The organism is Chitinophaga silvisoli, from assembly GCF_003412465.1.
Lineage (GTDB): Bacteria > Bacteroidota > Bacteroidia > Chitinophagales > Chitinophagaceae > Chitinophaga > Chitinophaga silvisoli.
Map to the genome: position 1 here is coordinate 610,963 of NZ_QTJV01000004.1, position 15,209 is coordinate 626,171.

Sequence of the window (15,209 nt, forward strand, 5' to 3'; positions counted from 1 at the left end):
CAGAATTAAAACTTAACATTCAGCCCCAGGTTCACAATACGCTGTTGTGGATAGAATTGTCCACTGCCGCTGCTACCTTCCGGATCATAATCTTTCACCTTGGTAATAGTGAACAGGTTGTAAGCGCTGGCATATACACGCAGTGCATTGATCTTTGCCTTATTCAATACAGCTGCATTGATGGTATAACCCAGCTCCACGTTCTTCAAACGAAGGAAAGAAGCGTTGTTCAGCCAGAATGTATTTGCATACTGACCACCATTGATGGAAGAAGATGCACGGGTATCTACTCTTGGATATGTACCATCTGTATGGGTTGGGCTCCAGCGGTTGTCTGCCCAGCTGCTGTAGAAGTTACCTATTGTACCTGATTCAGGCAGTACATACTGACTCACATGTGTCTGACCTGCAAATACAACTGATGCATCAAAACCTTTGTACGCACCATTCAGCAGGATACCATAAGTGATCTCAGGAATGTTGCCATACTTGGTTCTCGTCTGGTCGTTCGCATCAATCTTGCCATCCTTGTTGTAATCTTCATAAATCAGGTCACCCAGTTGTGCTGTTGACAAATGCGTATATTTATCCAGGTCTTCCTGTGTTCTGAAAATGCCGATTGCATTATATAATAATGATGTGTTCATCGGGCGGCCGGTCTGGCGTTGGTAATCCAGTGTACCACCTGCTTCGTCGATGTATATTATCTTGCTCTTTGCATAAGTAAAGTTGGTGTTGATACCATAACGGAAACCACCTTGTGTTACATTACTATAACCCAGCGTTGCTTCAATACCACCACTGTTTACTTTACCAATATTCTCTGCAGGCACCAGCGGATCAGAACCATTTGGATTCACGATACCTGATGAACCAGGAATAGAGGCATTACGCAGTGTCAGGATCTTGCTACGTTTCTGCTGGAAGTAAATAAACTCCAGGTTGAAGTGATCCAGGAAGATCGCATTCAAACCCACATCGAGTTTCTTTGCTACTTCCCAGGTTACATTCTGGTTAGCCAGTTTAGTCAGGTCAATACCTGCCTGTACTGCATCGCCTATTACATATTGACTGTTGAAAGAGTAGTTGTCAAAATACTGGAACAGTGCAATGTTATCATTACCCAATGAACCATAAGAACCACGCAGTTTCAGGTCATTGATGAATTTGATATCCTTAAAGAATGGCTCCTGTGAAATACGGTAACCAGCAGAAATAGATGGGAAGAAACCATACTGATGTCCGGAAGGGAATGCAGATGATCCATCCACACGTGCCTGCGCTTCCACCAGGTATTTTTCCTTATAGTTGTATGCCAGTCTGCCGAAATAACTCTTACGGGTAAAGTTGTAACTGTTACCAGAGTTATTCTTGTCAGCATTCGCAGGACCACCCTGTGATAATTCAGGAGTAGAAGTAGAAGGGAAATTCTGACGATATGCACCCAGTGAATCCTGGGAAGTCTTACTCTGCTCATAAGCCACAAATGCTGCGATATTGTGCGCACCAAACTGACGTGTATAATTCAGCTTGATGTTAGACACCATCATCTGCCTGTTTAATTGTCCTTCTGACAAAGTAGCCAACCCGTTTGAACCTCCCTGAATGAACTTCTCATAGGTATCAGTATCTGCATGATACTTATATACGGAATATGGCTTGTTGAACGCCTTCTGGAAACTCCAGGATTTATCGATGGAATAGAATCCATCCAGTGACAAACCTTCTACACCCGGAATCTGGTAGGCACCTTTCAGTACACCATTGAACACCTGTGTAGGATTGCGGGTAGTACCACCAATACTGGTACCCAGCAATGCAGGGTTGGAACCTTCAATACCATAAGTAGGCAATCCATTCGGGAAATAAGGCGCTATAGTAGGATACGCTCTGTAGATAGCACGGAAGATGTCGCCCGCACCAGTGATGGGGTAGTTACGGTCTTCTTCTCTACCGGAGAGGTACAGGCTTACTTTCAGTCTTTTGGTTACATCCGCATCGATGTTAGAGCGGAAGTTGTACTGATCATACTTGGTCGCACCATTTCTATATAAACCATCCTGGCTGATCATACCAATAGATGTAAAATACTTTACGCTTTCATTACCACCTGTTACTGACAGGTTATGCTGCTGTTGTGCCGCAGATTTCTTCAGCACCACCTTCTGCCAGTCAGTATTTGGGTAATTCAATGGGTCAGAACCATCTTTGAACTTCTGAATCTCCTGGTCAGAATAATACTGGTTCATACCGCTGGATGGACTGGTGTAATACCCAATCTCATTTTCAATCTGTGCAAAAGTGGCTGCATCCGCCATCTTTGGCAGGCGGGTAGGTGATGAGAAACCCTGGTTAAAGCTGTAGTTAATCACCGGCTTACCCAGTTTACCTCTTTTGGTGGTCACGAGGATCACACCATTTGCCGCACGGCTACCATATACTGCAGCAGAAGCGTCTTTCAATACGCTCATGCTCTCAATATCGTTAGGGTCCAGCCTTGATAAACCACCTATCTGACCTGGTACACCATCTACCACCACCAGCACATCATTGTTACCTGTAGTACCCAGGCCCCTGATGTAGATGTTGGAGTTGTCATAACCTGGTTCCCCCGCACGGTTGTTGGCAATCACACCGGAGAAACGGCCAGCGAGTGAGTTAGATACGTTGGGTTGCGGGCTCTTTACGATATCCGCACCTTTTACGACGGAGATAGATCCTGTCAGGGTCTCCTTTTTCTGGACACCATAACCTACTACCACCACTTCGCCCACATTCTGCGCCACCTCGCTCAGGGTCGCATTCACAGATGGGCCGGTTACAGCAATTGACTGAGGAGTGTAAGACATGTGGTTAAATACCAGGGTATCACCCTGCTTAGCTGTTACAGTGTATTGACCATTGATATCGGTCACGGCACCCTGATTTGTCCCCTTCACTTTCACTGTTACACCCGGAACTGGTTGCCCCCCGGAAACCACTTTACCGGAAATTTTGCCCACCTGGGCATGTGCAATAAATACAGGGAACATGAATACTAAAAGCAATGACAGCCGCAGAAACAAGGGCAACTGCCGCACGTACCTGTGCAAGACTTTTTTCATAACGGAATTCTATTTGAATGAGTAAACGGTTGATTTTCAGTTTTTCATTGATCAACGATAGAGGCAAATTAGGGACTTTACCCCCCTTGGGAAGGGGGGTAAATCATTTAAAAGAGGGGGTAAATTCGTTTGTTTACCCCTCTTTTACTACTGTGAGATCCTGATTAAAAGATTGACGGTATTTTTTTACATACTCGGAAGGGTTCATACCAAAGAGCTTTACAAACTGCTCCCTGAAGTACTTCACATCTCCAATCCCCACCTCAAATGCTGCCTGGTTGATGGTATAATCTTCCTTCAGCATCAACATGGCCGCCTTGCGAAGACGAATGGAACGGATAAAGGCATTGATGGTTTGCCCGGAGATGGATTTTACCTTTTTATATAAGCTGGAATGACTCATACCAATGGCCTGGGTAAAAGTCTTAATGGAGAAATCTTCGTTTCCCAGGTTGGCTTCTACAATACTGATACAATTATTAAGGAAGTCCCGGTAGGCGGCGGGCACTTTTACAGTACTCTTTTGTAAAGTGATGCTGTCCAGGAAGTATTGACGGAGCAGGTTCCTGTTTTTCAGGAGGGTCTGTACCTTGGCCAGCAACAGGTCTTTGTCAAATGGCTTGGTGATGTAATCATCCGCCCCCTCTTCTATTCCCTTGATTTTCAGGTCATGGGCAGAAGTCAGGAGAATCACCGGGATATGGCTGAGCGCCTCCGTGCTTTTGATCTTCGCACAGAGTTCCAGGCCATCCATCCCCGGCATTTGCACATCGCTGATCACCAGGTCTGGCATTTGCTCCTGCACCATCGCAAAACCCTCATCCCCGTTTTCTGCTTCATATATTATATAATGGTCAGAAAATAACTGGCGAAGGTAAGTCCGGATGTCAGCATTGTCATCAATGCAAAGCAGGGACTTTTTCTCTGTGACCATCTCTTCAGGAGAAACCTTTTCCTCCTTTTTCAGGGGCAGGGCAGTTTCCTCCATCAGTTCCTGCAAAATAGCGGAGCGCTCACTGGGGGCAAAATCATACCCCGCCAGGTGCCCCATGCCTTTGCGCAGACGAATCACGAATGTAGTGCCTTCCTGCTGGCGGCTATGGTAAGTAATGCTGCCACGATGACTCTCTATGAAATGCTTTACCAGGTACAGGCCAATCCCAAAACCAGTTTGTCGCCCTCCAACCCGGCTGAACTTATCAAAAATCCGGTTGCCCGTGGAAATGGGAATACCACAACCTGAATCCTGGATGGCAATCTCCACCTCTGTGGATAACTCGCGGATTTTGAAGCTGACTTTCCCTCCATCCGGGGTAAACTTAAATGCATTGGACAGCAGATTGAAAAGCGCCACCTCCATTTTCTCATCATCTACAAACATTTCGATGGCACCCTGGCCTCCTTCAAACTGGTAATCTATATTTTTAAGCCTTGCCTGCTGTGAAAAACATAAAAAGACCTCCTTACTCAGCTCCACAAGGTCTAATCTTTTGATTTTCAACCTATCTCCACCTGAATCGGCCTTTCTGAACAAAAGTAACTGATCAACTAAACTGAGTAGTCTGCGCGCATTTCTGTATACAATACTGAGTTCCGGGTCCTGGGTGTATGCTTTAAGAGGGTTGATAATCAAGCTCAAAGGTGTCCTAAATTCATGTGAAATATGAGTAAAGAAAGATAACTTCTTCTCATTCAGCTCTTTTTCTTTCTCATTCTCCAGGTGGGCCAGGCGAATTTCATAATGCAGACGTTCCTGCCTGGAGCGATAGCGCATGAAAACATATAAGATACTACCAATTACAAGGGCATAAAGCAGGTAAGCCCACCAGCTCCTATACCAGGGGGGTAATACGATGATCCGGATAGTGCTGATCTCTCCTCCCCACCGCCCTTCGGCATTGGTGGCCTTGACTTTGAATATATAAGTGCCTTCCTGCAGGCGGGTATAGGTAGCAGTGCGGGATTCCCCAACATAGTTCCATTGCTTATCCCAGCCTTCCAGGCGGTAAGCATAATTGATCTTGTCAGGTGAAGTATATTCCAAAGCCACGAAATCCATGGCAATGGCAGCTTTATCATAAGGGATCCTGAGTTCTTCTACATTTTCAAGCGCACTCTTGGAGATAAACCGTCCTTCCTGCTCCACCGGGGTATTACTAATCCTGATCCCGGTGAGGAACACCGGCGGTTGCGTCTTCTGCTCGTAAACGCTATCGGGGTAGAAGATGTTGAAGCCCTTGATACCGCCGAACATACATTCGCCACTACATAATTTGAGGGCAGCATTATAGCTGAACTGGTTACTCTGCAGTCCATCGGATTGTGAATAACTGCGACAGATTTTAGATTGCGGGTCAAATCTCGCCAGCCCATTAAAAGTGCTGAGCCAAAGATCGCCCTTGTTATCTTCCAGGATCCGGAGTACGGCATTGCTGGGCAAACCATCGGTTTCGGTATAACGAATATATTGCCCGGTTTTCCTGTTAAACTGCAATAAACCGCCGCCATCCGTACCTACCCAGAAATTCCCTTTCCTGTCTTCATGAATACTGCGAACGGTGTAACCAATGTGGAAAACCCTGTGTTGCCTGTGCACACGGTCAATGGAAATAAGGTCCTGGTAATTGCCACCCCACAAGTGCCCCTGGGCATCCTCGGCCAGACACTGGATGTTGACAAGCTTGTTGTCAAAGAGCTCGAATTGATTCGTAGTTCTGTTGAAAGTATAGAGGGTACCATTGTTGGTAGTACTTGCCCAGATTTGTTTTTGCGCATCTTCGTATACGACCCATACATTGTTTTCCGTGCCACGGGTGCTGGGATTGTTACATTGAAAATGCTCAAAAGACTTGCTGCCTTTCTTATATCTGTTGATGCCGCCAAACCAGGTGGAAACCCAGATATCATCCTGTGCATCACGAAGAATGCAGGTGATAAAATTGCTGCTGATAGCATTGGGATTACCGGCATCGGCAGTGTAAGCGGTAAATTGATGATGAAGTCTGTCCCAGTGTTTAAGACCTCCCCCATCAGTGCCGATCCAGATGTCATTATTATCGCCTTCACAAAAGGAAAGGATAAAGTTGCACACAGTATTTTCCCCACTGAAGCGATGTAGCTCAAATGGATTGCGGCGGGGAGCAACAATGCTGATCCCCCCTCTTAAAGTGCCGATCCACATTCGACCTTCCCGGTCTTCGTATACAGCATATACCGCATTACTGTTTAATTGACACTTATTAATATTCTCACGCGAAGAGACGATGAAGACACCTGCCCCATCGGAGGCGACCCAGATCCTGCCGTTTTTGTCCATACAGAGGCCTACGACTTTGTTGTGGGTCTGGATATAGTTTTCAGAATAATCATTTTTTTCCAGGTCATAGCGGAAGAGGCCATTGTCAGTACCGAGCCACAGGCCGCCCTTTTGGTCACTACGCAGACAGTTTGCCTGGCGGATGCTCTGATTGATGATAGAGAGGGACTGTGTCTGCGGGTTATATTTACAGAGGCCCAGGTCCTGTACAAATACAAAGGCGGTATTGTGATCGAAGTCGATACCGGTTACTTCATAATTGGTGATGGTAGTAGTATATTGAATAACGGGCACCTGGATGCCGGCGTATACATTATCATGAAATAACAAGAGGCCATCGCGTTCCGTACCGGCTAAGATGGTTTTGCCACTATCCCCTGTGCGGATGATGTGGATAACGCCTATTTCAGGACGGGGTGTTTTGCTCTTGTAAGGTGTAAAACGGGCAGTATTGAATCGTTCATTGACAGGATTGAAGACACTGATGCCCTTGCGGCCCCCAAGCCAGATGCGGTGCAGGTAGTCGCCTTCAATGGTGAAGTTACCATTGTCATTGAGAGAGGTGGTGTCGCCGATCTTATTGCGGAATATGCGGAATTTGTAGCCGTCGAAGCGGTTCAGACCATCATAGGTGCAGATCCACATAAAGCCCTTGTAGTCCTGGTATACGTTCATAACGGCATTGTTGGAAAGGCCGTTTTCAATACCCAGGTTTTTTATAGGTTCGTCGTTGGCATACAGATAGTTGTATAAAAAGCAGCAACAGAACGGCAGTAGCATCCGGAACACTTTCATAACGTGCGCGTTTTGGTGGATTGTAAAATAAAGAAAGTATTTCAATAATTACAGTGATTTTCGTCTGTGCTAAAATCCCAGACTATACCGGACACAAGCACTCGCCCTGGCTTTTCAGTTGACAACCCTGATATTATTTTGCAATCCATATTATCATTAGGAGGAAATCTGGTAACACAGGGAGCAGACACCCCCTGGGGCTATACCGCCGTCATTGCAGATCTGGACGGCAGAAAAATAGAATTAGTACAATCAAAAACAGCTACTCGCTGAAAAAAGGAATAAAACTATTTTAATAGCAAACAGCAATTACTTTCCTGGCTTTTCAGCTGGCAGCTCTTTCTATTTATCCCGCTCTCTCATTGGGAAATAATGTGATACTGCCCAGATAATCTTCTCCAAAGCCTCTTCGGGTAAATCTGGTTTTGTTTCAAACCTGGGTTCCTGCCCTTTTTCTCTAAGTAACAAAAACTCATCTTCCTTGTAGCGTATACGCATATGCGGAGTTCCCTGCAACTTCCTCATATAGATAACAGCGCTATCAATTGTAATTTTGCGTCCCGTCATAATACTCGTGTATTAAGGAAATAGGTATGGGGTGTCATTATAAAATGGTAAGAATGATTTTGGTTTTAACATGCCTGAATTAACTCTGCTACTATTAAATTGATGTAGCTCTCTCGAATATTCACTATAAAATTTCGTCGAATGTAAATCTTTTTCTCAAATCTTGGTCGAACGCCCAATAAATATTTTCGGCATTTGCCTCAACTTGGTTGCCACAAGATAATGGCTCCTGAACAGGCAAAAATATTAATCGTATTCGGCAACAACCTCCGGCAGCTCCGGAAGGATAAGCAGCTTACGTTACTAGACCTGGAAGTGAGTAGTGGCGTGAATCAGGGTGATATTTCAAGAATCGAAAACGGGAAGAAAAACCTGAGTTTTACAACACTGTATAAGTTGGCAAAAGGATTGGATATGCATCCTTCACAATTGTTATTAATCTCCTTCCCTTAAGTATATTTTGATTTTTATTGAAGCGTAAAAAATCATTATGTCATTAATGTCTGAATCGCAAAGGATTCATTGAACGCATCCAGTTTCCGTCATGTAATTTCCGCTGATGTAAAATAAATCCAATCACAATCAATATACCTGCCACCCCCTCTGAAAATACTATCGCACTCACACCTAATCTTTCCGCCAGACTCCCCATAATCAAACTACCGATTGGCAACACACCCTGGTAAGCCATGATGTAATAACTCAATGTTCTTGCTCTCATTTCAGAAGATGCATGCGTTTGCAAATAAGTATTTATGGTAGAGTTCTGTACCATCAAACCAGCCCCCGTGAAACCAGTTGCAATCAAAGCCACCCAGATATTAGAAGAGAAACCCAAACACACAACTGCTACTGCAAATAAAATACTGGAGAAAATAGTCAGCTGATTCAGATCCTTCCCCGGCCTTAACATCGCCATATAAATTGCACCAAACAATGCCCCTAAACCCGCTGCACTTTCAAACCAGCTAAAAGTTGTTGCATTACCATGAAACACATCTTTTGCAATTGCAGGTAATAAAGTGGTATATGGTATCACCAGCAGACTGGATGCTGCCAGCATTAAAATCAGGGATGACAGATCAGGGGATTCACGCAGGTAATCATATCCTTTTTTCAAATCGGCCCAGATATTCTCATCTGATTTTTCACGCTCCCTGATCTTCAGTTTCATTTGCAACAGACAAGCAATTACAAAAAAGAAACTCAGGAAATTGATCAGGAAACAAATATCCTCACCAAAAGCACTCAGTATAAAACCTGCAAAAGCAGGCCCTACCAATCTCGCCGCATTAAATGCAGAAGAGTTGAGCGCAATCGCATTCGGCAAATCTTCTTTATTATCTACCAGGTCAACCATCAGTGATTGCCGGGCGGTAGTATCAAATGTATTAATAATACCCTGGGCCAGGCTCAGCGTAGCTATCATCATAATATTATAATAGCTTAACCAGACAATGAGTGCCAGGATCCCCGCCTGCACCATCAGGCCGATCTGGGTAATAAACACTATTTTATATTTATCATGCCTGTCAATGAAACTACCGGCATAAGGAGCAAGAACAAGGGAAGGGATCAAACTTAAGAAGGTGACTAATCCTAATAAAAAGGTAGAGCCCGTGATCCGGTAAACTAACCAGCTGATTGCGACTCTTTGCATCCAGGTACCAATGAGAGAAACGGATTGACCTGTAAAGTGTAATCTAAAGTTCTTGTGTTTAAGTGAACGAAATATGGATGAATTATAAATAAATGACCTAACTATCCTCATATGCTAAACTTAATTGATAAAGTTACTTTACAAAAGTACAACTTTTTAAGCAAACGAAAACGATAAATTAGTACCTAAATACCCACTCTTATGCCTTATTACTGAAAATTAAGCTAATTTTACACTGAAAAGTAGAAAAGCAGGGAGCCGAAGGAAATTCAAAAAAACTAAAGTACCTTTGTAAAATGTCTAAAACCTATGAGGTAGCTGCTTCCTTACGTAGCACCGTTACTCGCCTCACCAGGCAACTGCGAAAACAAAATATTACCTCCGCGTTCTCCAATGCCGAGCTCCTCACTATGGGCTTACTGGACCAACACGGTAGCATGCTCCCCTCTGCCCTGGCCGACCTTGAACGCATCTCTGCACAGGCTATTTCACAGATTATCAACAGATTAGTTGACGCAGGTGTCGTAGACCGCAGCGGCGACGAGTCAGACAAAAGAAAAGTACTCATCACCCTCACCGAAGCCGGCAAGACCCACCTCGACGAAAACCGCAGGATTAAGGAAGAATGGCTCGTGAAAGCAATGGACAACCTCTTCTCCACCGAGGAACTCGCACTCATCGAAGCTTTCCTCCCACTCCTCCAAAGATTAGCCGAATACAACGGATAAGGACCACTTAATAAGCAGCCCTATCCAAAAATAAAATTATAAAGTTCCTATACGTTATAATATACTTATATTTGTAAAATCAATAGTTTAAATCAGAAATTACAGGCAATCAGATACTTTGGTGTCTAAATTGACATGGACCCAAGTCAGTAAATGTCAGATTGTAGTAAAAACAATGTTATTTCATCTGTTTCCGGGTACCCCTGTGCAGAAGATTAGCTTGATTATTTATCCGTCCTAGATCCTATGATGACTATGAAACATTTATTTACGCTTCTTCTATTATGCTCTTTGTCCACCACTACCATTCTGGCTCAGAATTACAAACAGGAGTTCGAAAAATTATGTGAACAGGGGGATACAATTAAACAGAAGAAATTGTTAGAAAAGTGGGAAAAAGGCCGTCCTAACGATGCAGAACTGTACATCGCCTATTTCAATTTCTATGTAAGCCGGAGTAAAACTGAGATTGTTACCAAAGTACCCCACCCTGACGCTGACAAAAAACCCAAAGCTAAAAAACAGGCAGGTTATACCAGCGAAATCGGCTACAGAGCCGAACCACTGGGCAGAGGTTTCAAATACATCAACGCCGGCATCGCCAAATACCCCGACCGCCTCGATATGCGATTCGGTAAAGTATATATGCTCGGCGAGACCTATAAATATGCAGCCCTCACCCAGGAACTGGTCAACGTATTGAACTACTCCACTACCATCGAAAACAAATGGAAATGGACTGACAACAAACCCCTGGAAAAGCCTGAAGAATTCATGCTCAGCGCTATCCAGGAATACGTAGCTACCATCTACAACTCCGGCAAAAGCCAGGCTGACAATATGAAAGAAATAGCCGAAACCGTACTGAAATACTATCCCAAACACGTGGAAAGCCTGTCAGATCTCGGTATCGTATATACGATGAAAGGGGACCTCAATATGGCACTCAGGTACTTCCTGAAAGCTACCGCCATTGAACCCAAAGACTTCATCGTTCTCAACAACATCGCTAACATTTACAATAAAAAGAAAGATACCACTAATGCCGTGAAGTACTACGAACAGGCATTGAAATACGGGGACACCGAAGCGAAAGAACTCGCCAACAAAGAACTGAAAAGACTAAACAGGAAACCAGCTGAGAAAACAAACACTGCTGCAAAAGCAAAAACAACTGCTCCAGCAAAGAAAACAGCCGCCACTTCCACAAACAAAAAGGCCCCTAAGAAAAAATCTTAAGGACCTCTCAAAGTGTTTTACACGACGCTCTTTTACTTTATCGATTGTAAAAGATTGCAGAACTCTAACTTCTGATCCGATGTAAGGAAGGAGTTAGCTATTGTTTCATTGATTAAATCGCTGGTTAGAGAGAATTCATCATAAAGATCATTCTGCTGAACACCGTACTTTTTTGCGGTGGAAAATCTTACGGCCATTAAGATCTCTTTTGAGGGAACCTTTTTTTCTACCAGCAACGGTCTGATGGAATACAACATTTCATTATTGGCAATCTCTAACTTCTTGATGTAGTCAGTCTTGCCGTTCTTAGAAAAGAAATGTCGTGTCAGTAAAAAAACAATCAAGGAAGCCAAAATTCCAAAGATTGCTACGTAAACAGTGCTGTCTTGTAAGTGTATCATAGGTAAACTAAAAATGAGCGTATAAATACATTCAAAATATACGCAATGTATGGGGGATTAGTTTCATAAAACCTATGATCCAAACAAGATTTATATTGTAATTTTTTATTATTAGCCAACAAGTGACTGGATATCAATATGATTCCAGAAGGGTATAATTTTTTACACTTCTGGAAGCTGAGTATATGTACTTAACAGGCCCCTACAAATGCGAAGGCTTATCCCCCATCTCCAACTCCAACGTACCACCATTCACCAATTCCTCATGCGTAAAAAACAAATCCTTCCGCTCTTTTCCATTCATTTTCACACCCTGTACATATTTGTTCACCGCTGAACAATTATGTGCCACCATTGTAAAATCCTTCCCATTCTCCAGGTGCACGACGACCTTACTAAACACCGGACTGCCTATCGTATACACCGGCTCACCCGCCGTAACCGGGTAGAACCCTATCGACGAAAACACCACAAAGGCACTCATTCCACCCCCATCCTCATCTCCCGGTATGCCAAACTGGTTGTCTTTGAACCAGATATCCAGCAGCGAACGAATCATTCTTTGCGTCTTCCACCCCTTCCCTACATAATTATATAAGTAGGGAATATGAAAACCCGGCTCATTCCCCATCGAAAACTGCCCCATTAAGCCGGTAGCGTCGGGAAACTTCGCCCAGAACTGGTAACGCTGCCTGCCCAACTCCGCATGAAACAAGGTATCCAGCTTCCGCTCAAACCTTTCCCTGCCGCCAAATAATTGAATCAACCCCGGGATATCGAACGCTACCTGCCATTGATATGTCCAGCCATTATTCTCATCATAATAATCCCGGCCACCCGGTCCGCCATCCCATCCCGGATCTATATCAATCCAATGATGTTGCTCATCCTTCGGCATAAAAAATTCTTTCTCCGCATTCCACAGGTTCATATAAGCCCTTGCCCGCTTTTCAAATAACAAAGCATCACTGTCATGCCCCAACTCCTTTGCCAGTTTCCCCAATGCCCAGTCATCATAACTATGTCCTAATGTCACCGCTACCGCCTGCCGCTTCTCAAATGTATCTACCTCCGGTATGATTTCTTTTTCACCAGGCCGTAATGCAGGATAGTAACCATTGTGATTATAAAATTCGTCCAGCCATGTCAGCCTTCCATTTCTCCAGGGCAGCATCGTCGCCTGCAATGCATTCTTCTTCATTCCTTCATAAGCCTTCTCTACATCTGCTATGTGCAAACCCTTCCTGTATGCATCTAAAAATATGATGGTGGAATGAAATCCATTCATACAGGCATGATCTCCAAACAGGCGTGGAAACTGTGGCATCCATCCACTCTGCTCATACATCCGCACATAAGACGCTAACATATCTTCTTCCTGGTGCGGATGCAATATCATCCGCAGAGGATGCATGGCCTGATAAGTATCCCAGGCCGCATCATCCACATAAAAAGGCCGTACATCTGCATGCACCTGTTTGTCAAAACCACTGTAATAAGCTCCTTCTTCACTGATATTTACCATGCGCTCATGACAGCGGTAAAGCGCTGTAAAAAACGCACGGCGCTGTGCCTCCGTTCCCCCTTCCACACTGATCTGGTTCATTATTCTGTGCCATGCAGCTCTCGCCGTTTCCTCTATTTCTGCAAACCCTTTTCCCGCCAGCTCCTGTTCAAAACTCACTTTCGCAGCTGCCACACTGATGTAAGAGATAGCATACTTTAAAGCGACCACACCATCCTTAAATGTCAGTGCTCCATCGTAAGGACTATCAAACTGGCCATACAAATACACCTTTGTATCTCCATGATACAGGCTGCTGCCTGAAATCTCTCCGTTCCCGTTCAGCACCCACTTATCCACAGGTGATAGCAATATGCGATGTACAGCATGTGCAGGATACGTAAACCTGTACATGCCGCATTTCTTTCCCGGTGCATATTCTACCAGTATCTGATCTTCTACCAGCCAATTGCGGTAATACCAGGGATGAATTTCTTCCAGCTCATGATCATAGAGTTGTTTCCTCTCCCAGCGTGTACTGTCTGTCACCGGCTTGATACAAAACACTTCTCCTGCATTGTGCCCTACTACCTGTAAAGGAAATGCAGTAATCTGATCATCGGTATAATCTTTTCGTAAAGGATACACCCTGATCATTTGATTGGGTCGGTGCAATTGTGGGCGGGTTGCTTGTAGTAATGGTGAGATGTTACCAATGGTTGGGTCTATATAATTTTCGTTTCCCGCCGGAGCTGCCGGGCGGCAACAACACAGCAATAAAAGTGGAATGAGTACAGCAGGTCGCACAAATGTTTTTTGAAAGTATAAGACAAAAAAAGAGGTTGTATCAAAAAGTAAAATTTCCGGGATTTAATTCGGAACCTGATGGAGAGAATTCTCTTTATTCTGAATGCTGGATTCCATCAAATTACTTTTGATACAACCTCCGGGTTTCCGTAGGATAGTATAAATTATTTAGCGCTAATGACTGCCATTACAGGGAAGTGGTCTGAAGGCTCTCTTGCAGTAAACTTTTGCAGACCTACTTCTTTAGGAAAATTACCTGAATCAGTTTTAGTTGCATCCGCATCCTGGCTGCGATAAGAATCTGTCAGGATACCATACTTCTGTACTTTAAACTGCTTCGTGAGGAAGATGTGATCAATACGGCTGTTCGTCATGCTATTTGATTTAAATGCATTGAAGGTACCGTTCAGCGCATAGCGGATTGCGGTGGTTTCATATGCATCTTTCAGCAAGCCTGAATTATTGATCAGCTGATAGGATTCACTGGTCTGATCTACGTTGAAGTCACCCGTCAGGATAGTTGGTGTAGTACCGGCCATCGTCTTGATTTTCTCCATCACCAGCTTGGCACTTTCCGCTCTTGCTACTACACCAATGTGGTCCATGTGCAGGTTGAAGAAGAAGAAAGTAAAACCGGTTTTGATTTCCTTAAATTTACCCCATGAGCAAATTCTTGGCAGTACTGCATCCCATCCCTTGTTAGGTTTATCAGTCACTGTAGACATCCAGAAATCTCCCTTTTCCAGCAGTTTGAACTTAGCAGTGTTATAGAAGATAGCAGAATGTTCTCCCTTATCTTTTCCATCATCACGCCCTACACCGATGTAAGCATAACCAGGCAGGCTTTCTTTGATATTCTCCAGCTGATCTTTCAGGCACTCCTGTGTCCCGAATATATCAAACCCATGAAACTGTATCAACGAAGCTATCACCGGGTAACGTTGCTGCCAGCCATCGCCGCGCTGTGCATCACCATTGTCATGGTTGTTGTTGCGCATGTTGTAAGTGCCTACCGTAAACTGCTGTGCACTCACAGCTGTAGTCATTACGGCAAAGCAAGCCATCATAAAGAACCATTTTTTCATCTG

The 15,209-nt window shown here is 44.2% G+C and carries 10 protein-coding genes; 3 read left to right on the top strand and 7 right to left on the bottom strand.

Features of this window, described 5'->3' with window-relative positions; genetic code table 11:
• Positions 1–5 precede the first annotated feature (5 nt).
• The 3 genes from DXN04_RS14595 to DXN04_RS14605 form a co-directional block, all read right to left on the bottom strand.
• Positions 6–3,104, bottom strand: a complete 3,099-nt coding sequence (locus DXN04_RS14595) for a SusC/RagA family TonB-linked outer membrane protein (RefSeq protein WP_116854087.1) — start codon at positions 3,102–3,104, stop codon at positions 6–8.
• 133 nt (positions 3,105–3,237) lie between these two features.
• Positions 3,238–7,215 (bottom strand): hybrid sensor histidine kinase/response regulator transcription factor, encoded by a 3,978-nt coding sequence (locus DXN04_RS14600; RefSeq protein ID WP_233525597.1) that lies wholly within the window; start codon positions 7,213–7,215, stop codon positions 3,238–3,240.
• 342 nt (positions 7,216–7,557) lie between these two features.
• Entirely contained in the window at positions 7,558–7,782 is a 225-nt protein-coding gene (locus tag DXN04_RS14605; protein WP_116854088.1) for a hypothetical protein, read from the bottom strand.
• A gap of 195 nt (positions 7,783–7,977) precedes the next feature.
• Between DXN04_RS14605 and DXN04_RS14610 the strand changes: the two genes are divergently transcribed.
• The gene (locus DXN04_RS14610; RefSeq protein WP_233525598.1) at positions 7,978–8,235 is read left to right on the top strand and encodes a helix-turn-helix domain-containing protein; all 258 of its coding nucleotides are present in this window, start codon (positions 7,978–7,980) and stop codon (positions 8,233–8,235) included.
• A gap of 43 nt (positions 8,236–8,278) precedes the next feature.
• Here DXN04_RS14610 and DXN04_RS14615 read toward each other — a convergent pair whose 3' ends face one another.
• Entirely contained in the window at positions 8,279–9,553 is a 1,275-nt protein-coding gene (locus DXN04_RS14615; protein WP_116854090.1) for an MFS transporter, read from the bottom strand.
• A gap of 185 nt (positions 9,554–9,738) precedes the next feature.
• On the opposite strand from DXN04_RS14615, the gene DXN04_RS14620 reads away from it, so the two are divergent.
• Complete coding sequence (locus tag DXN04_RS14620) at positions 9,739–10,170, top strand: MarR family winged helix-turn-helix transcriptional regulator (RefSeq protein WP_116854091.1); 432 nt, start codon at positions 9,739–9,741, stop codon at positions 10,168–10,170.
• Between the two features lie 255 nt (positions 10,171–10,425).
• Entirely contained in the window at positions 10,426–11,409 is a 984-nt protein-coding gene (locus DXN04_RS14625) for a tetratricopeptide repeat protein (protein WP_158569020.1), read from the top strand.
• 32 nt (positions 11,410–11,441) lie between these two features.
• Here the strand turns inward: DXN04_RS14625 and DXN04_RS14630 are convergent, their stop codons facing one another.
• The 3 genes from DXN04_RS14630 to DXN04_RS14640 all read right to left on the bottom strand — a co-directional run bounded on the left by DXN04_RS14630 (position 11,442) and on the right by DXN04_RS14640 (position 15,206).
• Positions 11,442–11,810 (bottom strand): hypothetical protein, encoded by a 369-nt coding sequence (locus tag DXN04_RS14630; RefSeq protein WP_116854093.1) that lies wholly within the window; start codon positions 11,808–11,810, stop codon positions 11,442–11,444.
• Between the two features lie 202 nt (positions 11,811–12,012).
• The gene (locus DXN04_RS14635) at positions 12,013–14,121 is read right to left on the bottom strand and encodes a GH92 family glycosyl hydrolase (protein WP_199415044.1); all 2,109 of its coding nucleotides are present in this window, start codon (positions 14,119–14,121) and stop codon (positions 12,013–12,015) included.
• Positions 14,122–14,285: 164 nt separating this feature from the next.
• The gene (locus tag DXN04_RS14640) at positions 14,286–15,206 is read right to left on the bottom strand and encodes an endonuclease/exonuclease/phosphatase family protein (RefSeq protein WP_116854328.1); all 921 of its coding nucleotides are present in this window, start codon (positions 15,204–15,206) and stop codon (positions 14,286–14,288) included.
• Positions 15,207–15,209: the final 3 nt, after the last annotated feature.